Here is a 22099-nt window from a genome sequence, read left to right on the forward strand (position 1 = left end):
TAGGGAGTATCCTCTAGGGTTCCGTACGGCTGGACCGAGGGAGGAACATGGACGTTTGTCCATGCAACGGAGGGATAAAAGCCCGGGAGTAAAGCGAATCGTCTCGCTTGCTCCCGGGCTTTTTCATTTGAATTTACCTATCAGGAGGTAATTACTATGGCAAAGTATTGGATTGGCATCATCGTCGCAGCGTGTTTTGAAGTGGGCTGGGTCATTGGATTAAAACATGCGGCAATGCCACTTGAGTGGGCTGCAACGATCGTCTGTATCATCGTTAGCTTTACCGTGCTAATTAAAGCGAGTAACCATTTACCAGTCGGAACGGTCTATGCTGTTTTCGTCGGCCTCGGAACAGCAGGAACGGTCGTGACGGATATCGTCTTGTTCGATCAAGCCGCTTCCGTGATGAAATTAGCATTGATTGCTGTCTTACTCGTCGGCGTCATCGGTCTGAAATTAGTCAGTGGAGAGGAGAAATCAGCATGAGTTGGATTTATTTAATCATTGCCGGAATCTTTGAGATGTTTGGTGTCGTCTTAATCAATACGTTTAATCAAAATAAGAATGCGAAGAATCTACTGTTGATGGGAACAGGATTCGGGCTCAGTTTTCTATTTTTGACACTTGCGATGAATGGTTTACCGATGGGAACAGCGTACGCGGTTTGGACGGGAATCGGAGCAGCGGGCGGTGCGATTCTCAGCATGGTGCTCTATAACGAGTCAAAAGACTGGAAGCGATTGGTTTGTATCGGTCTCGTCTTAAGTGCGACGATTGGTCTGAAACTCGTCGGCGAATGATCGTTTACATGTCAAACAGATGACGTTTTTATGGAACGCATGTTTTTTGGCATATTTTAACGCAAAAGAGGAAATACTCCTTATAGAAGTCACGCATGACAAATCGTGTTAATAAGGGGAGAACATCCATGAAAACAAAACAATATATCGGAACGTTTTATTCAGAGGAAGAATTGATCTCAAAAATGGATGAGTTACACATTCAGGGACACCGGGAGGAAGACTTCTATGTCATCGTCAAGGAGAAGTCGAACATCGCACTCGTCCGTAGCCAGATGGACGCAGAAATCGCGACGACAAAACCGTCTTGGATTGATCGGATTCGTGGGAACAAAGGACGCGATCAAGAAGTCGATGATCTGTTCGGGTCACTTGATCTATCAGACAATGAAATCGAACAACGCAAAACGGAAGTCGAAGGTGGGGGCTTCGTTCTGTTGCTTGAAGTCCAAGACATCCAGTTCGATCCACATTTAAATACAGACAATACGCATCCTGATGTAAAGGTTCGTTATGGTAGCGGCGAAGAGACGCATACGTCATCAGATGCGAATTCCAATGCACAGCTCGGCTCCGGTAATCCGCTTGATATTGATAAAGATTCGAAGGAAGAGCATGCAGAGATTGATTTGCATCGTGCCGGTACGGATAAGATGCCGCAAGACGAGCAGGCAATCGATCATTCAAAAAAACTCGACGGGAACCGGGAACCAGACATCGCGATGCGTCGGGATGATGATTTCCGACGTCCGGAAACAGAACGCGAGGAAAAAGAACATGATGCAACGCAAGACGGCGAAGAACATCGTCAATCGAAACATCAATCAGATGACATCGCCAAGCAAGACCATGGAAATAATTTAGACCGCTAAAATAATAGATTAGAATCACGCATCAGGGTCATCATCAAAGAAGGTACTTTCCGGATCAATTCCGAAAGGTACCTTCTTTTTGTATGGGGATTAAACGAGAATCGTCTCGTCTTATTTATGATCCGGATTTGATCCTGTACGCACGTTGGCGTTCAATTGATCGATGGCTTGCATATCAGCGTCTGACAAGGTGAAGTCGAAGACATCAAGATTTTCGCGAATGCGGCTTGGCGTGACAGATTTCGGAATCGCGACGATATCGTGTTGCAAGTGCCAACGGAGGACGACTTGAGCTGGCGTTTTCTGATGACGATCGGCAATATCGACGATGACCGGATGCGTTAACGCGTCGCGTCCTTTCATCAACGGACTCCAAGCTTCAACGACGATACCGTGCTTGCGGCAAAAGTCTCGGATCGCTTCTTGGCTAAGGAACGGATGGAGTTCAATCTGATTGACGGCAGGAACGATTGATCCTTCGGCTAAAATTCGTTCCAAGTGCGGAATATGGAAGTTCGAAACACCGATGGCACGCGTCTTTCCTTCTGCATAGAGATGTTCGAGCGCCCGCCATGTCTCGACATAACGATCTTCTTTTGGCATCGGCCAATGAATCAGATACAAGTCAACATAATCGACACCAAGCTTTTGCAGACTCGTCTCGAAAGCGGCAAGTGTCTCTTCATAGCCGTGATCGGAATTCCAGACTTTCGTCGTTAGAAAGATCTCTTCTCGGGGAATGCCCGAGTCACGCAGCGCGCGACCGACACCTTCTTCGTTCTCGTAAATCATCGCCGTATCGATTGAACGATACCCGGCGCGGAGTGCTTCACTGACCGCTTCATATACTTCTTCTTCCGGTACTTTAAAGACACCATATCCGAGTTGGGGCATGCTGATGCCGTTGTTTAACGTGATCTGTTGCATCGATTCATCGACTCCTTTGTAGTAAATTCTTCTCTTTTCTAGTGTACGCTCTCCTTCGATGAAAATCGAATGATTGCCGTAGCGAGTTCTTTTGCGTATACTGAGCGATAACAAATATTAGGAGGCGATTCTGTGATTCGACAAGCTGTTTTGCAATACATACATGAGGAAAACGCGCTCGATCAACTCAAAGAAGTGATAGGTAATCGTTCAGCAGTCCTGATTCATGGACGTCAAGCCTATGAAGCAGCCGCTTTTGCCTTACCAGCATTACCACGTCTTTTATTTGAAGGGCATTGTACGGATCAACAGGTGGAAGCTTTCAAACAAGTATGTGCTCCGTACGATGTGATTCTCGCGCTCGGAGGCGGGAGTGTCATCGATACGGCAAAACAGGTCGCGTTTCAATTACAACGCCCGATCATCGTCATTCCGACGATCGTCTCGAACTGTGCTCCGTGGACTCCGCTCAGTGTCATGTATAACGATGAGGGACAGTACATCCGATTTGATACGTTTCCTGTCGTGATTGAAGCTCTTTTACTCGATCATCGGATCATCGCAGCGAGTCCGTATGATTATTTCGTAGCGGGACTCGTCGATACGTTAGCGAAGTGGTATGAAGCACGTGCCTTAAGCGGATCATCGGCTGAGAATCCCGTCATCGAGATGGCACTTCGGACAGCTGAACGTTGTAAGGATCTTATCTTGTCGACGAATATAACGGAAACGCGTTTTCGTGAGTATCCCGTTGAAATCCAACATCTCGTCGAAACGGTCATTCCGTTAGCTGGAAGCATTGGTGGTTTTGGTGACGCGGCGACGCGTGGTGCAATCGGACATGCAGTGCATAACGCGTTATCTCCTCATCCAGAAACGCATGCGTTCTTGCACGGGAGTAAGGTCGGTTACGGACTACTCGTTCAGGAGAAGTTACTCAGACATGATGATGATTACATAGAGTTGCGTGACTATCTTCTTGCACAAGAACAGCCGACGGCACTCGCAGACTTCGCATTATCGCTCGATGTCGTCGAAACACTTGCTTTACGGACGTCGAAAGAGGAATTGTGTCGTCTGTTGCGTCCGATCGTGTCAATGGAACAACTAGTGGATGCTATTACACGGAACGAGACGGTTTCCGTTTCGACAACTTAAAATAAAAATACGCACATGTGCCGAATCAGACGGTCCATGTGCGTATTTTTATTGTGCTTTCGCAAAGCGAGCATAAGGAGCAGGGCGACCGAGTAGGTATCCTTGACCAAGATCGAAGCCGAGTTCGCGGCAAAGATCGAGTTCTTCTTGCCGTTCGATGCCTTCCGCTAAGATTTGAATCCCCATTTCTCGTGTCAGATGACGGGCTTTTCGTAAAAAGGCTTCGTTTTCTGAGTTCGTATCGCAGTGATCGATGAAGGAACGATCAATCTTAATATAATCCGGTTGAAGCAAGGACAACATATCGAGTGTCGAGAAACCAGCGCCAACATCGTCCAGTGCTACTTGAATGCCTTGCTTTTTATATTGTTCGAAGACGTGTTTCAAATGGTTGACGTCTTCAATTTTTTCCGTTTCGACGACTTCGAAGACGAGCCGACTCGGATCTACTTGATAACGTTCGACGATCTCAAACGTATGGCGAAGGCAGTACTCCGGATTATAGATCGTCGAAGGAAGGAAGTTGATAAACGTTTTTGTTGTGCCGCCAATATGATGCGTCGCACGGATGGCTTCTTCACGCGCCCGCTGATCGAGACGGGAATGAAGTCCCATCTTCGAGGCCGTCGAAAACAAGACACCAGGCGAGATAGGCGTGTTATCATCAGCTGCTCGTAGCAAGGCTTCGTTCGCGACGAGCACGTTGCGCTGGATATCATAAATCGGTTGTAGGTGGCTTGTCATGACCCCATGCTGGATGAAATCAATCGCAGACCGATGCTTCAGTTGTTCTAGAAGTGCTGAAGCTAGGATGGGTGCTGTCACGTAACGCGATTGTGTGGCGCGACAAGACACCGGATAATCCGCTACACGTAAGAGCGATGTTAGTAGCTGTTCGAGCTGTTCAAACGATTGATAGGAATAGATTTCTGGCGTTGGTGATTGAATATGGAGTGCTCCCGCTTCAACGAAACGGATGGATGTCGTACATTCGGCGCAAGGATGCCACATAAAGGGATGTCCACCTCTCAGTACATCAAAAAAAGATGTATTTATTAAATTGGTTAAATTCTTTACCCTAAGAGAAAAAGAAATTAAACCTGTTCTTCATAATCATTGACCTCATACAAAAAAGAGAAGGAACGACGGACACATTTCCGTACGTTCTCTTCTCTATCGGTCACATTCTTTCATTGTGAAGTGTAAACAAACCAGAAAGCGAGATGCAAGATAGCGGCTATTGGAACGAGCCATTGGAACTTCGCTTTCCGTGTCTTGTGCCGGACTGTGTACATACCGATCCAAGAACCGAGCGCACCACCGAGGAAAGCAATCGTCAATAGTGTCGCTTCGGGTGTCCGGTAAGCATGTTGTTGCGCTCGACGTTTATCCTGCCACATCGAGACAAATCCGATGAGTGTCAGGAGGAGATAATACCCTAAGATGATCCTCATGAAAAAACGACTCCTTTTCTACCGTTCGGCACCACCACCGCCGGAACTTCCGCCACCACCACGACTGCCACCATTTCCACCGCCACCACGCATGATCGCGGAGAAGATGTTCAAAATCGCAAAGAAGAACATACCACCGGTGAACTTCATATCGAGGAACAATAAGATCAGTAATCCAGCACCGATCAGAATCTTCGTCCAAAGCGGAAGTCCGTCGTCATTTTGTGTTTTCGGAGGATCCTGTGACTCAAGCGATTGATCCTTTGAGATGACACTGACGACCGCTTTATATGTTTCGGAGGCTGCTTTTCCATACTCACTGTTTTCCTTGTAAGGAACAGCATACTGATCGAGAATACGTCCGGCTGTGATGTCTGTCAAAATCCCTTCGAGTTTATAACCGACCTCGATCCGGAATTGGCGATCCTTTTCGTTCGGAGCGACGACGACAAGAACACCATTGTCTTTTCCTTCTTGACCGATGCCTTGGCGCCGGAACGTTTCATTGGCGTAAGAACTTAAATCCTGTCCCTTTAGATCGGGAACCGTCTTGAGGACGACTTGTGCCGTCGTATATCGTTCGAGTTCCTGACCGAGTTGCGCGAGTTCGGCTTCTTCCGAAGGGGTGAGCAGCTGAGCATCATCCTGAATGAAGAAGGCTGCTCCCGTCCGTTCTGAAACGGCACTAGCTGTTGGAACGAAGAGGAAGAAGACGAGGAACGCGCTCAACAGAAGTCGCGTCCACCGCCGAATCATTTCGAATCACTGTTAAAGTCGACGGTCGGATTTTCCCGGTCGCTGTCTGAAATCTCGTAATACGGCTTTTTCTCGAATCCGAAGGCGGATGCGTAGAGTGTCGTTGGGAAGCTCCGACGTTTTTTGTTGTAGAGGGTTACAGCATCATTGTAATCCTTGCGGGCGATCCCGAGACGATTTTCTGTTCCTTCCAGCGTGTCCATCAAGGATTGGAATCGTTCGCTTGATTTTAGTTCCGGATAAGTCGTCTGCAAGGCAATCAATCCGCGAAGCGAAGACGTGACTTGTTGGTCGGCTTCGATCCGTTGCTCGGTTGACGCAGCACGCGCAAGACCAGCTTGGGCTTCTGCGACTTTACCGTAGACTTTTTCTTCTTGACCCGCGACACCTTTAACGGTTTCAACGAGGTTCGGAATCAAATCCGCACGACGCTTGATTTGGTTGTCGACTTGCGACCATTTATTCGATACATCTTCTTCTACATTGACGAGGCTATTGTATTGTCCGATTGCTAAAAAGGCAATCACGGCGACAACAACGACTCCGATGATTAATGGGAGTTTTGATGTACTCCGACTTCTGCGTGCCATGTGGCATTCACTCCTTTAATTATGTCTCATCCCTATATACCCTTAAGCGACTGAATTAGTTTCAAAAAAATGAAAAACCGTCAGCTAAAATAGCTAACGGTTTGAACTTACATGTAGACGATGACAGCTAAGATAGCCGCTAAGACAAGACGGTAGATGGCGAACGGAACGAGTTTGATCTTGTTGATCAGCTTTAAGAAGAAGCGAATCGATAAGAGGGCAAACACGAACGACGCAACGAAACCGACAGCATAGAATGCGAAGTGGTTCGGTTGAATGTTATCCCAGTTCTTAACGAGCGAAAGGAAACTAGCACCGAACATGATCGGTACAGCCATGATGAATGTGAAGTCAGCTGCCGTCCGGTGATTCATCCCGAGGAAGACCCCTCCGGAAATCGTTGAACCAGAACGGGAGAAGCCAGGCCAGAGTGAAATACATTGGAACAGACCGACGAGTGCTGCTTGGCGATATGTAATCTGATCAAGCGATGTCGTTTTTGGTTCCTTTGGTCCGAGTTTATCGGCTGCGATCATCAAGAGGGCACCGACAGCAAGACCGATGATGACCGTTTCAATCGAGAAGAGGTTCTCATCGATGAAATCTTCGAATAACAACCCGAGAACAGCTGCTGGTAGAAGACCGATCAAGACGTGACGTAGTTTTAACTTGTGTGTTCCTGCTGCGTCATGTTCGCCTTCAATCTTATACAAACCGATCAAGCTGAAGAGGCGTTTCCAAAAGACGACGACGACCGCAAGAATCGATCCGAGCTGAATGACGATTTTAAAGGTATTCGCCGAATATTTACCGAGAAATTCGGTCGTTTGCAACCACATGTCATCGACGATGATCATGTGACCTGTGGAAGAGACCGGTGCAAATTCCGTCATCCCTTCGACGAAACCAAGTAAGAGCGCTTTTAAAAGTTCAATGATTGTCATGATAATCTCCTTCTATATGATGTGCTAGTTAAAAACATATCATGTTTTATTCTTGTGAGATAGAACTAATTGGAATATCGGGCGCAGGTCTGAGAGACGATCGGACGTGTAAGACGCGTTGTCCGATTTAAATTCGTTTGGATAAGATAATACATGGATTTAGATGTCATCGGATAGATCAGGAAATTCGATCATTTCCATTCATACTAAAACAGCATGAAGGAAAGGGAAATCTTTCTGTTAAGACACAAGGTCAGAAAAACTTCAAATCGGACGGTTTTATTAGAATATGCCTAAATTTATAAATAGAAAAACGAGCAGGAGACGATATCGTCCACTACTCGTTTTGAAACGGGCTCATCCTAAAGCGACGTCAAGAATCATCATGACCGTAAAACCGACCATCAGACCAAGTGTTGCTAAATCGGATCCGTTCTCTGCTTGTGATTCCGGAATCAATTCTTCGACGACGACGAAAATCATCGCTCCGGCAGCAAACGATAACGCATACGGAAGAAGAGGTTGAACGAAGAAGACCGCAGCTGCTCCGACCATCGCGGCAATCGGTTCAACGATTGCTGACAATTGACCGTAATGGAAGGCGCGCCGACGCGACATGCCTTCGCCACGTAATGGAATCGATAGGGCAGCTCCCTCCGGCATGTTTTGTATCCCAATACCGAGTGCGAGCGTCAAGGCACCGGCGACGGTCGCCCCGTCCATGTTTAAGGCAGCGGCGCCAAAAGCGACACCAATCGCAAGACCTTCGGGAATATTGTGCAACGTGATCGCAAGAAATAGTAACGTCGTTTTCTTGAGTCCTGTCGAAGGACCTTCCGCTGTCTCGAGTGGTGCAGATAAGTGCAAATGCGGCGTGACGAAGTCGAGGAGACGGACGAAAAATCCACCAGCGAGAAAACCGACGGCAGCAGGAATCCAGGCGATTCCTCCATCCTGCTCCGTGAACTCGATCGCAGGAGCAAGCAGCGACCAAAACGACGCGGCAATCATGACGCCGGCGGCAAAACCGAGCATCATGTTCATGACGCGTTTTTCAATCGTCGTAAAGACGAAGACGAGTGCCGCACCAAGTGCGGTTAACCCCCACGTCATCATTCCGGCAAGCAATGCTTGCACGACGACGGGGAGGGAAGTAAACCAATCCAACATGACTATTCCTTCTTTCCGGGGACGATTTAAAGCATCCATCTGTATGAGAGCTTACCCGTTTTCGATCCGGACGATTCGTGTGAAGGGAATTTCAATGACTTCACGTCCGCGCAGAAAGAGAACGGAACGTTCGGGTTCTAGTCGTTCGACGAAACCGACGACCGTCACGTAGCTACTTTCCTTATAATACGTGATTTCAAGTTCGTTTCCTTCTATTAAAGCTTCTTGAAGCAGAAAGTGCCATGATTCTTGCAACTGTTCATCGATTTCAGGCAAGTCGAGCTGATGCATCTGGACATAGTATTCCCGCAGCAGTTGCAAATGTTCCGGCATGAGAAAAGGAATCCATTTTAAATTTCCCCGATCACGATACGCTGTCATGAAGATCACCTCCCGGATGACCGCCGACAAAACGAAGGCGACGTTTGGCGACACTCGTATCAAGAAACGAGACAGCGAGGCGAATCGTTCCTTTTCCGTAGCGAAGGTTGACGACATCCATTGCTTTTAATAACCGTCGCCGTTTCCAGAGCCGCGCATTATCCTCGAACAAAGACAACTGTAAGGTGCCTTGATCGGCAGTCAAATGCCCCACTGCGACGGATAAAAAACGAACAGGTTCCCCGTCGAGCCAATTCGGTTCGAATAATTGTAAGACGTGACGCAGAATGATGCGTTCATCGGATGTCGGATAAGGCAACCGTACTTGACGAGAGAAACCACTTCGGACGACGTTTCGAGAATAACGGACACCGATGTGAACGGTCCAGCCGACTTGATTCGAAAAGCGACAACGTGCGGCAACATCCTGTACCAGTTCATTGAGCACATTCCGGATGCGTTCGAACTGATAATAGTCCTGCATTAAGGTCACACCGTGTCCAATCGTCCGTTGAGGGGCTTTCTCGAACAGATGACGCGGGGGAAGCAGTGTCGGTGACGCGTCGAGTCCCCAAGCGTGATGCCACAGTTCGGCACCGATGACACCGAAGCGTTCGTGTAACTCTTCAACGGGGCGCATGGCAAGATCACCGATCGTTTCAATCCCCATCATCTGCAGATGTTGTTCCATGCGATGTCCAACTCCCCACATCTTTCGAATCGGAAAATCATGAAGACGTCGTGCGACATCAGCATATCCACATCGCGCGATGCCTTCTTTTTTCCCGATTAAATCAAGCGTCAGTTTCGCGATGACGTTATTTGGACCAATCCCGATGCGGACGTGGATGCCGGTATGTTTCAGGATTGCTTCTTTAATTTTGAGGGCAGCTTGCAGGTCGGAACCAAACAGGCGATCGGTTCCGGTCATGTCAATGAAACTTTCGTCAATCGAATAGACGCGGATCGCTTCAGGTGGGGCGAATTGGTGCAGGACATCCAGGACACGAATCGACGTCTTCATATAAGCGAGCATACGTGGTTCGACAAGTCGAATCGTACGACGAACAGCGTATGGCAATTGCTCGATTTCATATAATCGACCGGCTGTCTTGATTCCAAGTGCTTTTAAGGCAGGGGTGGCAGCGAGAATGACGGACCCGCTTCGTTTTAAATCGGAGACGACCGCCAGGCGTGTCGTCAAGGGTGGGAGATTACGATACTGGCATTCACAGCTGGCGTAGAAGGACACACTGTCGACGCAAAAAATCCGTTTATCTTGTGGTAAAACGACGGAAGGAAACATCTGAATCACTCCTTTACATAAAAGAACGTATGTTCTTGTTTTGGTTTTCTTTGACTATAGCATGGTCTCAAAGTGTCTCAAAATAAAAACTGTTGAAAAAAGGGGAATTTGAACGATTTTCCCTCATATAAAAGGAGTTTGATACACTAAGGGAGAGAAAAAAGGGGGAACCTTCATTGAAAGAGACCATTATCCGTTTACCAGAATTACCGAAAACGCTTCAACCAGAGACGTTCGATCAAGTCGAAATCGATGACCCGTATCTAAAAGGGGCGCGTTATGAGAAAGAGTCGATGCCGAGTGAACTGACAGAACGCATCGATGCCTATCAAGTGTGTTTTCAAAATGTCTCGTTCGCGAATCTCACCTTTGACCGTGGTTCGTTCGAAGATATCCGTTTTGAGCAATGTGACTTAACGGGATGTCACTTCCAAGAAACTCGTTTTCACCGCGTGTCCTTCGTCGGATGCCGGATGACGGGTGTTCAGTTCGAAGATTGTACGCTGGACCATGTGACGATTCAGGAAGGACTTGCGGATTACGCACAGTTCATTCGCAGTACGGTCCGTCACCAACACTGGAGCGAAACGACGATGAAAGAAGCACAGTTCTTCGAAGTGAAACCGACCCAGTGGAAACTCGAAGCGGTCCGGCTTACGGATAGTCAATGGATTGAAACGCCGTTAAAAGGTCTCGACCTCCGGCAGACGGAGCTCTCTGGTATTACGATCGATCCGCGATTTTTACCAGGTGCTGTCATTACGGAAGAGCAAGCAGTTGCCTTTGCTCGTTTGTTAGGTCTCGTCATCCCATAACAAAAAGAAGTCCTTGTTTCGATGGATATTCGAAACAAGGACTTCTTTTTAATGAAAGTTACTGTTCTTAAAACGACATCGTTTCGCCATCCTCCGGAATCAGGAAATGGGCAGAGAGATGGAAAGCAGTTAAAAAGTCAGCAATCATATCACGTCGCAAAAGACAGTGGTTGACGGACTCGAGGTGCGAGACGATGATCGTCGCTTCCGCCGCCGCTTCGTGTACGGCAAGGAGATCACGCTGTGACATCGTGATCGGCTCTCCGGTCAAGAACTGGGCGGCGCCACTGTTGACGACGATGATATCGGGCGTATGTTGTTCGATCGCATGCGCGACCTCGTCACACCAGATCGTATCACCTGCGATATAAAGTGTCGGTTCGTCCGGATGGGTGAGGACGAGCCCAGACACACGTCCCATCCGTTCGCCGATTTCACCGACACCATGCTGTCCACCTGTTCGATGGACTTGGATATCACCGATCGTTACACCGGAATCGAAGGAAGAAACGTTCGTGAAGCCGGCTTCTCGGATTTGCTGCGCGTCTTCTTCTTGCTGCGCATAGAGTGGCAAATGCTTGGGTAGAAGTTGTTTTGCAGCATCATCGAAATGATCAGCGTGCAGATGCGTGACGAAGATCGCGTCAGGATCGAGCAGTGTGTTGACATCGACCGGTAAGTCGACGAGTGGATTGGCGACGGCATTCGGTGTTTGACCGAAGGGAGGCAAGCTGCCTTTTTCGCCGAGGAACGGATCAATTAGTAAGACTTGATTGGCATACGTGACAACGAGTGTTGCATTACGAATTTGTTGAATATCCATTAGGTTCATCCTCTCTCAATGACTCGGATTGACTATTCCCCGTCTGGCATTCAATGAATCCTATCGCAAGCGTTTCTCCATCGCCATGACGTCGACATATTCACCGTTCAACTGTCCTTGCTCCTTAAACGTTCCGACGATCCGGAACCCGGAGCGGATATAGAGTTTTTGTCCGATTTTATTGAATGGGAAGGTAAAGAGGATCAGCTTATGCATCTGATGATCACGGGCATGTTGTTCAATCGTTTCGAGCAAACGTGTGCCAATCCCTTGTCCACGATGTGTCCGGGTGATATAAACCGAAATCTCACCGACGGATGCGTAGACAGGACGCGGATTATACGGATCGAGGGAAATGAAGCCGAGTACACCTGTGTCATCTTCAGCGACATAACCGGCATATCGATCGGTGCGTTCCGCATACCACTGGGTCATGAAGGATAAGTCCTTTTGGTCGGTCTCAAGCGTTGCGATCCGATCTTCAATGCCTTCGTTATAGATGGCGAGAATCGCTGGTAAGTCGTGTTCCGTTACGGGACGAATATGCATGACGCTCACTTCCTCATCGCTTTTCCTTCATTATATCGGTTACGTGTCAATGTAGTGATATGTTTGTGCGATAAGAAAAGCGCCGATTCCCTTCATATGAAGGAAATCAGCGCTTTTATCGATTTTAAGAGACCGTTGACGTCTCATTCTCGTAAATCGGAACCCAGCCGTCTGTCGTGACGAAGATCCGAACAGCAACTACTTTACGATCGTCTTGAAGCGTAAAGTAGTGGCGTGTATTAACAGGAACGGAAATCAAATCACCAGGATTGAGTTCGATGTTATAGTAGCCGACTTCTTCGTCTTTGATCGCGAAGACGCCATGACCGCTAACGATGAAACGAACTTCATCATCCGTGTGATGATGTTCTTTCTGGAAGTTGACGAGTAACTCATCAAGGTTCGGTGTCGTATCCGAAAGTGAGATGATATCAGCTGTCTGATACCCACGACGTTCTGATACGTCTTTGATTTCTGGAGCAAACGTATCGAGAATCGTTTGTTTGTCTGCATCCGTCAGTGTGAAGTTTTCAACGAGAGGCGCTGGAAGTTTCGAAACGTCCCACTGTTCGTAAAGAACGCCGCGTGACGCAAGGAAGTCAGCGACTTCCGTTTGATCCGTATACCGTGTGTTTGTTTCTTGGAATAAGACTGTTGCCATGAGATGATTCCTCCTTTTAATGAATGGATTGACGGCATGATTGCAACGTCAACGTGTAATTGAATAAAAACTCGAAGGCTTCGAGGTGTTTCTTTGCTTCAAAGGCGGTCGGTGCCCAGACCGTGATCCCGTGATTGCGGATCAGGACGGCACCACTGTCTGCTGTGACATGCGGTGCAAAAGCAGCGGCAAGCGTCGGGATGTCCGCATGATTCGGAATGATCGGTACCGTGACCGTCGCATCCTCTTCCCAGTGTCCGAGTGCCTTGATGATTTCTTGACCGGAAAAGGTGATGCTGCCTTGATCGCCATAGAGTTCCGAAATCACATTGTTCGCAATCGTATGGACATGCAGGGAACAACCGGCGTCCGTTCGATTGAACACTTCGACATGGAGTAATGTCTCGGCGGAAGGACGCCCGGATTGCTCACCGATCAATTGACCGGTCGCATCGACATGAACGAAGTCGTCAGGAGTCGTTTGCCGTTTATCTTTTCCGCTTGCTGTCACAAGGAATTCAACCGGGACACCGGATGTCCGGATGGCGAGATTGCCACTCGTACCAGGGAACCAATCACGCGCCGCAAGCTCTTGTTTGATGGCGCGTAGTTCTTCATACCGTCGCATGAATGTCATGTTGTCACCTCCGCTCGTGTTAAATCATGAACGATATCGTGGAACGTCTCAAACGGTGTATAGGCGATATCATTCTCTTCACACAACGTGATCAGATAATCACGGGCATAGACACGATCCGCTTGTTTTGCGAGTTCGAAGTCCGTCACCGAGTCGCCGATGACGATGATGACGTCACCGTCTTTACGTAGTGTCCGGGCAACGGACGTTTTACAACAGCCGCACCCGTTCGTACAATGGGCATCGCAGGCGTTTGGCCAATCGATATGGACGAATGGACCACTGAAATCAGCGACGTTACAGTAAATCTGTTCTTGGTCGAGGAATGGCGCTAAGATTGGTTCGACGAAAAAGTCCATTCCACCGCTGACGATCGAAAAATCGATGCCTTGACGACGACTGTACTGCAGTAACTCCGAAAATCCGTCGCGAATGACGGCACGCTCCAACAAAAAGTCAAGATAGGCTGTTTTTCCGTCAGACGGCAGAAGTGCGAACATTTGCCCGACACCACTCTGAATCGATAACGTCCGGTCGAGTACACCGTGTTTCAACGGTTCGAAGTCACTCGCTGGCGCAAATGCCTGCATGAGTGCGATGATGTTATCCTGTGTCGTCACCGTCCCGTCGAAGTCACAAAGAATCCGTACGGTCATGACTTGATCCCCCAAGCGTCAAGGGCGATCCGTAATTCTTCATGACGCGATGCTGCCGTCGATAGGGATTCATTTGCGAGTGCCGCATCGAGTGCCTGACGGAAAGCAATGACGCCAGCCGCAGCACCTTGCGGATGACCATGTACGCCGCCACCGGCGTTGATGACGGAATCGATCCCGAAGTCTCGTACGAGTTGAGCGACGAGTCCAGGATGAATACCGGCTGAAGGAACCGGGAAGATCGATTTCGTCTGCCCGAGACGGGTCGCTTCGACCGCGATGCCACGAGCGACATCCTTTGGTAAAGCGACATTGCCATAAGGAGACGGGAATAGCGTCAAGTCTGCTCCAGCAGCACGCGGTAATGTGCCGAGTAAGACAGGGGCTGCGACTCCGTGATTCGGGCTAGCGATCAACGCACCGCTATATGCCGGATGATTGAAGAGCGGAACGTTGATTTCCGGATCACTTGCCAGTTCGCGTAAGACATCGAGTCCGTATGTGAAGGTATTCAGCAAGAAAGCAGTCGCTCCAGCATCAATCAATCGCTTGGCTTGATCCTTGAGCGTAAAGACGGGACCGCTGAGTGTGATCGCATATAACGCACGTTTACCGGTCCGTTGGAAGTGAGCATCGATGACCTCACGTCCGATCCGTGCCCGGTCAATCGTCGGTGTCAACGGATTGTCGTATAGGATCTCATCGTCTTTGACGAGATCAATCCCACCAGCGAGTTGTCCTTCGAGTTGATCACGAAGGAACGATAAATCGCGTCCGATGATTCCTTTGAAGATGCTCATTAATAATGGGCGATCTTCGACACCGATCAAGGAACGGACCCCTTCGATCCCGAATTTCGCACCTGGAAAGTCCGACGTAAATGTATCGGGTAGTAGCAATTCCGTTAATTTGATTTCACCGTCGAGTGAGAGTTTCCCGAAGACGGTCGTCAGAATCGCAGAAAAGTCGCGCGATACGTTATGTTCCGGATAACGAATCGTGATATATCCTTTGCCATCGCGCTCTTCGGTATGTACGACTTCCCCTTTAAACGAGGCGAGTTGTTGTTGTTCGAGATGATTCAGTTCCGTCCAAGAACCGACTGTCAGACCAAGCGCGAGTTGTTCAGCGCGTTGCTCGAGTCGATCACGGGCAGTCAATTGATAAGTAGCAGTGATATAAGCCATGTCTTTCCTCCTTCAACAAAAAAATGGTCTCTCGTCAGCGACAAGAGACCATGAATGATTCGAACGTGGACTCTTATCTGTCAGCTTAGTAGCTGCAAGAATTAGCACCGTGCCAAAAGGTCGGTTGCTGCGACATCGTAGGGCTTGTCCCTCCGTCTGCTCTTGATAAGAATTGGATGAAATTGTGAAATCTAATTGCAATTTTTACATGAGAATCGCCACTTGTCAAACTATTTTTAGAAAATTTATTTTTTTGAAAATACTCTTTCTATAGATGGCATAAAAATGATATCCGTTTCTGCTTGATTTCGATTTGACAGCGAGGAAGTCGATTGCGTAAGATTCAAATCAATATCACACACGACAACTACATACGACTCTTATCGCGAGTTGGCAGAGGGAATTGGCCCGATGACGCCGCAGCAACCGACCACTGGGCACGGTGCTACATCCAACAGACGTTTTGTCTGAGAGATAAGAGGACGCAGTGACTTTTCTGCGCCTCTTTTCGATGACGAAAAGAGGCGCTTTTTCGTGTATCACATAGGGGGAAACTGAGATGACATATAAAGCATTTACAGAACAGGACGCGATTGATCGTGTTCGGACACTAGGACTGATCGGCGATGGAGCCGTCGAAGCAGAAGAGATTGGCGACGGGAACCTCAACCTCGTTTTCCGAATTCGAGAGGGTGAACATCGATTGATTCTAAAACAAGCATTACCATATGCGAAGGTCGTCGGGGAGAGCTGGCCGTTATCGCTCGAACGAGCGTGGATCGAGCAATCCGCACTCCGTGAATTCGCACGGCATGCCGTGCCGTTCGTACCGCGTGTCTTTCATGCTAGTCATGAAGAGGCGTATACGGTCATGGAAGATCTTTCACATCTGACGATCGTTCGAAGCGGTTTACTCGCAGGTGAACAGTATCCGTTGCTTGCGGAACATATCGGTTCTTATCTCGCTCGGACGTTATTCCATACATCGGACTTTGCGCTTGGTCCGGTTGAAAAGAAACGTGTCGCCCGAACGTACTACAATCCAGACTTGTGCGACATCACGGAAAAATTAATCTTCACGGATCCGTTTCATGACGCGGAGACGAACGAGATTGAAGCCGGACTCGAAGAAGAGGTGGCACGTCTATGGGCAGACGATGAGTTAAAACGCGAAGTCGCAAAACTCGAAGCGCTCTTCATCACGAAAGGAGATGCATTGCTGCACGGCGATCTACATACAGGAAGCATCTTCGCCTCGGCGACGGAAACGAAAGTCATCGATCCAGAATTCGCCTTTTATGGTCCATTCGGATTCGATGTCGGACAGTTCATCGCCCACTTATTCTTTGCAGCATACCCCGATTATTCAGCACTTCGTGATGCCCGGATTCGCGACATCGATACGTTCTGGCTGACGTTCGCTTCAACGTTCCGTGCCTTATGGGAACGGGAAGCCGTCGAACCGTTCCAGGCATCAGGACTCGTCGATGATGTACTGAGCACGATCTTGCAGGATGCCCTTGGCTTTGCCGGTTGCGAATTGATTCGGCGGACGATTGGTCTTGCACCGGTCGCTGATTTAGAATCAATCGATTCAACGACGGAACGCTTAGAGCGGAAACGTCACGCTCTTCGTCTAGGAGCGGCGTTAATCAAACGCCGTACAGAATGCCGGACATTCGATGATTTACGAAACTTTGACGTAACGGAGGAACTCAGCCGATGACTACATTCGTTCAAAGTATCCGTTACGAAGATCGTGTCTTGACGATTCTCGATCAGACACGTCTACCGCAAGAAGAGCACTATGAAGTCATTGCTGATCTCGCGCAAGCGGTTGAGGCGATTAAACAACTACGTGTCCGGGGCGCACCTGCGATCAGCTTATTCGGGGGATTCGTACTCGTTCAAGAAGCGTACCGCTTTGAAGCGGCGCTTCCGGTCTACAAGCAAGCCTTGCTTGAGACATCGGCGACGTTACTCGCGACACGACCGACGGCCGTCAACTTGCGAAATGTCCTCGATCAATTGAATCCAATCATTCAAGACGGGACGTCGGTAGAAGAGATTCGCGAACGGTTGGAAAAACGGGCGGTCGCCTTATACGACCAGGATGCGCAGACGTCACGTCAAATCGGGATTCATGCACTGGAATTGTTCCAGTCAGGCGACCGGATCCTAACGATTTGTAATGCTGGATCGATTGCGACCGCTGCTTATGGAACGGCACTTGCGCCGTTCTACATCGCAAAAGAACGCGGCATCGAATTATCCGTTTTTGCGAGTGAGACGCGACCGTTACTGCAGGGAGCACGATTGACGACATGGGAGCTGCAACGTGCCGGCATCGATGTCACGTTAATTACGGACAACATGGTCGCCCATACGCTGAAAGAAAAACAGATCGATGCGATCATCGTCGGTGCCGACCGCATTACACGAAACGGAGATACCGCGAATAAAATCGGGACGTTCCAATTGGCATTGCTCGCGCAAGCTTTTGGTATTCCGTTTTACGTCGCAGCACCGCTCTCGACGTTCGACTTCTCGCTCGTTTCCGGAGACGCGATCGAAATCGAAGAACGTGATCCGCAGGAAGTGACGACTGTCCAAGGTGTCGCGACAGCACCGGAAGGCGTCGCTGTCTTCAACCCGGCGTTTGATGTCACACCACACACATTGATCACGGGCATCATTACCGAACTTGGTGTCATCACGCAACCGAATGAAGAAACGATTGAACAATTAACAGGGCTTCAACCCCTCGGATAAGGAGATATGTCATGAAAAAACTAGCTTACGCCGTCCTAGCACCGGCACTGTTACTAGCGGCTTGTGCGAATGGAGAAGCCACGACGACGAAGGTCGTCAAGGATGTACCAAAAGGGGTTCAATCGGACGTCAAGATCGCCGTCATCCGCAACCTAGCATCGGACGACCATACGAAACAATTCCTTGATGGCGCACGAAGTGAAGGCGAAGCGCTTGGCTTTAAAGTCAGCACGTTCATTTCGGAAGGTAACGACGTCAAGTTCAAGGAGCTGGTCGCGCAAGCGATTCAGCAAGATTATGATGGGCTCATCATCTCGCATGGTAAGGAAGACTACGCCTATGACATGATTAAACCAGCGGTCGACAAAGGGCTGAAGGTCGTGACGTTCGATACGGTCACGAAGAAAAAAGGAACGGCGTTAAAAGGTGTGACGGAAACATTCCAAAACGATCATCAACTCGCGAAGCTATCGCTTGATGAAGTGACGAAGGTGACGGACAAAAAGCCGGTCCGTGTCATCAAACTTTGGTTCGGACCAGGTTTTGCCCCGCTCGATCGTCGTCAGGAAATCTATAAGACGTACGAAGCAGACGGTAAGATCAAAACGCTTGAGACGGTTGGACCGACAAACTTCCAAGATGTCCAAGGGGATATCGCAACGAAGATGAATGCGATTCTCGCGAAATATCCGAAAGGAAGCATTGATGCGGTTTGGGGAGCGTGGGACGAAGTCGCAAAAGGGGCTTACAAATCGCTCAAGGATAATAAACGTCAAGAAATCCCGCTAATCTCGATCGATGTCTCGAATCAGGATATCAACCTGATGCGTGAAAAAGGCAGTAACTGGGTCTCGACGAGTGCGGTGGATCCATTCTTGATTGGACAAACGGACATGCGATTACTGGCTAAGAAAATCGCTGGCGAGAAGACACCGGATAGCTTTGATCTCGACGCGAAACTCGTGGAGCAGAAGGCGTTGAAGCAGGATACGACGATGTACAATCTCGATACGATCATCAAAGGATGGAGTACATCGGACAAATTCAATGAACCGTGGATGGACCGGTTGCGTGACGTCCATAAAAAACAATGACGTCTACCAATCATCACTTGAAGATGACTGGGATTTCACTGGCGTTTCCAGGAGTGCAAGCCTTAAAACAAGTCTCGTTTGAAGTGAAATCCGGTGAAATCCATGCGCTTGTCGGTGCGAATGGTGCCGGTAAGTCGACGTTGATGAAAGTCTTATCCGGAGCGGAAACGGCGGACGAAGGAACGATCCGTCTCGACGGGAAGGAGTTGTCCATCACGTCACCACGTGATGCGAAACAGATTGGAATCGACCTCGTCCAACAAGAGGTCGATGTGGCGCTTGTCCCGTATTTGACGGTCGCTGAGAATATCTGTCTCGATCTGTTGACGGACGGAACGATGACTGGCTTCGTATCCCAACGCCGTTACATACAGCGTGCCAAGGAAGCGTTAGCGACATTACAGGCGGATATTTCCGTCAAGACACGTGTCGAGGAGTTGCGGCTTGCTGAAAAGCAACTCGTACTGATTGCTCGCGCCCTCGTCCAAGAACGCCGTTTTTTGATTTTAGATGAACCAACGGCACCTCTCAGTCAGGCGGAAACAAGCCATCTCTTTTCAGTCGTGCGTCGTTTAGCCGAACGAGGGCTTGGGATCATCTTCATCTCGCATCGTTTACAGGAACTATATGAGATTTGCGACTCCATCTCGGTCATGCGCGACGGTCAACTCATCTCACGATATCTTTTGACAGACATCACGAAGGAAGCTGTCGTTGAGCAAATGCTCGGGCGTCAGCTTACGTCTGTTGCGAAAACGTCACGGGTAAATGCAACGAACGTATTGACCGTCGAGAGTGCTACGAATGCGGACGTCCACGATATCTCCTTGACGGTTCAAGCAGGTGAAGTCGTTGGTATCGCGGGTCTTGTCGGTGCTGGTAAAACGGAATTATGCAAAGCATTGTTCGGTGATCGCCCGTTTCAGGAAGGGGAGGTTCGGATAGGTGGAAAAGCCCATCGCCTTCGCAATCCACAAGCTGCGATTCAAGCGGGAATCGGTCTCGTTCCAGAAGAACGACGAAAAGAAGGAATTCTTGTTGCCGATTCTGTCGCAGAAAATCTAACAGCAGCGGCAGCTCATGATTTCGTCAACCGCTGGGGGCTGATGGATCGTCGCAAAGAAGCAAATCAGGCATCGCAATGGGTCAAGGAGCTGGGCATTAAAGTGGCAGACGTGAAACAGGAAGTAGGTCAACTATCCGGTGGGAATCAACAAAAAGTCGCCATCGGAAAATGGTTACTGACCGATGTTTCTGTACTCGTCTTGGACGAACCGACAAAAGGTGTCGACGTCGGAGCCAAACAAGATATCTATCGTCTGATTGACGGACTCGCGCAACAACAAAAAGGGATCCTTTACGCGACGAGTGAATGGGATGAACTTTTGACCGTCACGGACCGAATCTACGTCATGTTCGATGGACGGATCGTCCATGAAACGAAGACGGCGGACACATCAGAAGAAACCTTGTTGTGGTATGCGACAGGAGGAGGGCAACGATGAATGAGGTAGTATCAAAACAAACGAACCGAGGGAAGGGTTTACGTCCTGTCCTCGGATTCTTGAACGACTGGGGGATCGTCCTCGCGATCCTTGCCCTCGTCCTGTTTTTTGCGACGACGGCTCCAACATTCCTACAAGGGACGAATTTGATTAATATTTTACGAAGTATCTCCATCGTGACGATTATCGCGATCGGCTTGACCGTTTCTTTGACGGTCAATGGATTTGATTTATCGGTCGGGTCGACCGCGACGCTTGCGAGTTCTTTCGTCGTTTCGTTCTTCGTCTGGTACAGTCTACCGCTCGGTGTCTCGATTGGTTTAGCACTTCTCTTATCTCTTAGCGTTGCTCTGGTGAACATCTTACTCATCGTCTGGTTTAAGATTCCGGATTTGTTTGCGACGCTTGCGACGATGTTCATCGTCGAAGGTGTCGCGATGACGTATACCGGTGGTGGTTCAATCAGTGCCGGAATGCCGCGCTTGGACGGTACACCAACAGTCGGCACGATTCCGGAGGCATTCGCGAAAATCAGCCAGGCACCTTGGATCATCGTCATCATGCTCGTCGTCGTCGCTGTGACACATGTCTTCTTAAGCCATACGCGACACGGTCGTTTTCTCTATATCATCGGCGGGAATCCGGAAGCCGCACGACTGACAGGAATTCGTGTCAACCGCTACCGGGCACTCGCGTATCTGATTGCTGGGTTACTTGCGGCGGTCGGTGGGATTTTGCTTGCGTCACAAGTCGGATCGTCACAAATCAATGCCGGTTCCGGTTATCTGATGCCAGCGGTCGCAGCCGCATTCATCGGCTCGTCGTTCGCAGGACAAGGGAAGCCGAATGCGCTTGGCACACTCGTTGGGGCTTGTCTCGTCGGGATTCTTGAAAATGGTCTCGTCATGCTGTCTGTTCCATACTATTCGTTGAATATCATCAAAGGGCTGGTTCTTGCGGTCGCACTCGCGACGACCTATGCGCGGTATCGAAAAAAATAATTAAAATTCGACGTTTCGTTTATAACATATTCGGTAATATT

The 22099-nt window shown here is 49.0% G+C and carries 25 protein-coding genes and 2 riboswitches; of the genes, 10 read left to right on the forward strand and 15 right to left on the reverse strand.

What is annotated here, in order from left to right; genetic code table 11:
• The first annotated feature begins 156 nt into the window (after positions 1–156).
• The 3 genes from AYO36_RS12495 (at position 157) to AYO36_RS12505 (ending at position 1672) form a co-directional block, all read left to right on the forward strand.
• A complete protein-coding gene (locus AYO36_RS12495; protein WP_064300615.1) occupies positions 157–486 on the forward strand; it encodes a DMT family transporter in 330 nt (109 codons plus the stop codon).
• Positions 483–800, forward strand: coding sequence for a DMT family transporter (locus AYO36_RS12500; protein ID WP_023467016.1), 318 nt, complete (start codon positions 483–485; stop codon positions 798–800). The genes AYO36_RS12495 and AYO36_RS12500 overlap by 4 nt, the downstream gene beginning before the upstream one ends.
• Before the next feature lie 128 nt (positions 801–928).
• Positions 929–1672, forward strand: coding sequence for a general stress protein (locus AYO36_RS12505; RefSeq protein WP_064300616.1), 744 nt, complete (start codon positions 929–931; stop codon positions 1670–1672).
• A gap of 111 nt (positions 1673–1783) precedes the next feature.
• On the opposite strand, the gene AYO36_RS12510 is transcribed toward AYO36_RS12505, so the two are convergent.
• Entirely contained in the window at positions 1784–2599 is an 816-nt protein-coding gene (locus AYO36_RS12510; protein ID WP_064300617.1) for an aldo/keto reductase, read from the reverse strand.
• Between the two features lie 132 nt (positions 2600–2731).
• Between AYO36_RS12510 and AYO36_RS12515 the strand changes: the two genes are divergently transcribed.
• Positions 2732–3757, forward strand: coding sequence for an iron-containing alcohol dehydrogenase family protein (locus tag AYO36_RS12515; RefSeq protein ID WP_064300618.1), 1026 nt, complete (start codon positions 2732–2734; stop codon positions 3755–3757).
• Between the two features lie 48 nt (positions 3758–3805).
• Here AYO36_RS12515 and AYO36_RS12520 read toward each other — a convergent pair whose 3' ends face one another.
• The 8 genes from AYO36_RS12520 to AYO36_RS12555 form a co-directional block, all read right to left on the reverse strand.
• A complete protein-coding gene (locus tag AYO36_RS12520) occupies positions 3806–4768 on the reverse strand; it encodes an EAL domain-containing protein (protein ID WP_055970200.1) in 963 nt (320 codons plus the stop codon).
• A 179-nt stretch (positions 4769–4947) separates the two neighbouring features.
• Positions 4948–5211, reverse strand: coding sequence for a DUF1294 domain-containing protein (locus tag AYO36_RS12525; RefSeq protein ID WP_023467021.1), 264 nt, complete (start codon positions 5209–5211; stop codon positions 4948–4950).
• Positions 5212–5229: 18 nt separating this feature from the next.
• Positions 5230–5967, reverse strand: a complete 738-nt coding sequence (locus AYO36_RS12530; RefSeq protein ID WP_064300619.1) for a TPM domain-containing protein — start codon at positions 5965–5967, stop codon at positions 5230–5232.
• A complete protein-coding gene (locus tag AYO36_RS12535) occupies positions 5964–6557 on the reverse strand; it encodes a LemA family protein (RefSeq protein WP_050677130.1) in 594 nt (197 codons plus the stop codon). The genes AYO36_RS12530 and AYO36_RS12535 overlap by 4 nt, the downstream gene beginning before the upstream one ends.
• A 107-nt stretch (positions 6558–6664) precedes the next feature.
• Complete coding sequence (locus AYO36_RS12540; RefSeq protein ID WP_064300620.1) at positions 6665–7501, reverse strand: undecaprenyl-diphosphate phosphatase; 837 nt, start codon at positions 7499–7501, stop codon at positions 6665–6667.
• A gap of 357 nt (positions 7502–7858) precedes the next feature.
• Positions 7859–8671: a ZIP family metal transporter gene (locus AYO36_RS12545; protein WP_064300621.1), complete on the reverse strand. Its 813-nt coding sequence runs from the start codon at positions 8669–8671 to the stop codon at positions 7859–7861.
• 51 nt (positions 8672–8722) lie between these two features.
• Positions 8723–9052, reverse strand: a complete 330-nt coding sequence (locus AYO36_RS12550; protein ID WP_023467027.1) for a YolD-like family protein — start codon at positions 9050–9052, stop codon at positions 8723–8725.
• Positions 9036–10358: a Y-family DNA polymerase gene (locus tag AYO36_RS12555; RefSeq protein ID WP_064300622.1), complete on the reverse strand. Its 1323-nt coding sequence runs from the start codon at positions 10356–10358 to the stop codon at positions 9036–9038. The genes AYO36_RS12550 and AYO36_RS12555 overlap by 17 nt, the downstream gene beginning before the upstream one ends.
• Before the next feature lie 176 nt (positions 10359–10534).
• Between AYO36_RS12555 and AYO36_RS12560 the strand changes: the two genes are divergently transcribed.
• Complete coding sequence (locus tag AYO36_RS12560) at positions 10535–11173, forward strand: pentapeptide repeat-containing protein (protein ID WP_064300623.1); 639 nt, start codon at positions 10535–10537, stop codon at positions 11171–11173.
• A 67-nt stretch (positions 11174–11240) separates the two neighbouring features.
• Here AYO36_RS12560 and AYO36_RS12565 read toward each other — a convergent pair whose 3' ends face one another.
• From AYO36_RS12565 to AYO36_RS12590, 6 genes are all read right to left on the reverse strand, one after another.
• Positions 11241–11996 carry an MBL fold metallo-hydrolase gene (locus tag AYO36_RS12565; RefSeq protein WP_064300624.1) on the reverse strand — a complete coding sequence of 252 codons (756 nt, stop codon included), beginning with the start codon at positions 11994–11996 and terminating at the stop codon, positions 11241–11243.
• A gap of 60 nt (positions 11997–12056) precedes the next feature.
• Positions 12057–12545 carry an arsinothricin resistance N-acetyltransferase ArsN1 family A gene (locus AYO36_RS12570; RefSeq protein WP_064300625.1) on the reverse strand — a complete coding sequence of 163 codons (489 nt, stop codon included), beginning with the start codon at positions 12543–12545 and terminating at the stop codon, positions 12057–12059.
• Positions 12546–12669: 124 nt separating this feature from the next.
• Complete coding sequence (locus tag AYO36_RS12575) at positions 12670–13206, reverse strand: 1,2-dihydroxy-3-keto-5-methylthiopentene dioxygenase (RefSeq protein ID WP_023467032.1); 537 nt, start codon at positions 13204–13206, stop codon at positions 12670–12672.
• A gap of 16 nt (positions 13207–13222) precedes the next feature.
• Entirely contained in the window at positions 13223–13843 is a 621-nt protein-coding gene (locus tag AYO36_RS12580) for a methylthioribulose 1-phosphate dehydratase (protein ID WP_023467033.1), read from the reverse strand.
• Complete coding sequence (locus tag AYO36_RS12585; protein ID WP_058714037.1) at positions 13840–14499, reverse strand: 2-hydroxy-3-keto-5-methylthiopentenyl-1-phosphate phosphatase; 660 nt, start codon at positions 14497–14499, stop codon at positions 13840–13842. Before AYO36_RS12585 ends, AYO36_RS12580 begins: the two co-directional genes overlap by 4 nt.
• Positions 14496–15686, reverse strand: a complete 1191-nt coding sequence (locus AYO36_RS12590) for a 2,3-diketo-5-methylthiopentyl-1-phosphate enolase (protein WP_064300626.1) — start codon at positions 15684–15686, stop codon at positions 14496–14498. Before AYO36_RS12590 ends, AYO36_RS12585 begins: the two co-directional genes overlap by 4 nt.
• Before the next feature lie 70 nt (positions 15687–15756).
• Positions 15757–15858, reverse strand: a riboswitch (SAM riboswitch).
• Positions 15859–16063: 205 nt separating this feature from the next.
• Positions 16064–16167, forward strand: a riboswitch (SAM riboswitch).
• 78 nt (positions 16168–16245) lie between these two features.
• Here AYO36_RS12590 and mtnK point away from each other — a divergent pair.
• The 5 genes from mtnK to AYO36_RS12615 are packed head-to-tail and all read left to right on the forward strand — an operon-like array spanning position 16246 to position 22058.
• Entirely contained in the window at positions 16246–17412 is a 1167-nt protein-coding gene (mtnK, locus tag AYO36_RS12595) for an S-methyl-5-thioribose kinase (RefSeq protein WP_064300627.1), read from the forward strand.
• Positions 17409–18458, forward strand: coding sequence for an S-methyl-5-thioribose-1-phosphate isomerase (gene mtnA / locus AYO36_RS12600; protein ID WP_064300628.1), 1050 nt, complete (start codon positions 17409–17411; stop codon positions 18456–18458). Before mtnK ends, mtnA begins: the two co-directional genes overlap by 4 nt.
• Before the next feature lie 11 nt (positions 18459–18469).
• Positions 18470–19552 (forward strand): sugar ABC transporter substrate-binding protein, encoded by a 1083-nt coding sequence (locus AYO36_RS12605; RefSeq protein ID WP_029340727.1) that lies wholly within the window; start codon positions 18470–18472, stop codon positions 19550–19552.
• Positions 19549–21057, forward strand: a complete 1509-nt coding sequence (locus tag AYO36_RS12610) for a sugar ABC transporter ATP-binding protein (protein WP_064300629.1) — start codon at positions 19549–19551, stop codon at positions 21055–21057. Before AYO36_RS12605 ends, AYO36_RS12610 begins: the two co-directional genes overlap by 4 nt.
• Complete coding sequence (locus AYO36_RS12615) at positions 21054–22058, forward strand: ABC transporter permease (protein WP_029340729.1); 1005 nt, start codon at positions 21054–21056, stop codon at positions 22056–22058. The genes AYO36_RS12610 and AYO36_RS12615 overlap by 4 nt, the downstream gene beginning before the upstream one ends.
• The last annotated feature ends 41 nt before the right edge of the window (positions 22059–22099 follow it).

The sequence above is a fragment of the Exiguobacterium sp. KKBO11 genome (genome assembly GCF_001644945.1).
GTDB lineage: Bacteria > Bacillota > Bacilli > Exiguobacteriales > Exiguobacteriaceae > Exiguobacterium_A > Exiguobacterium_A abrahamii.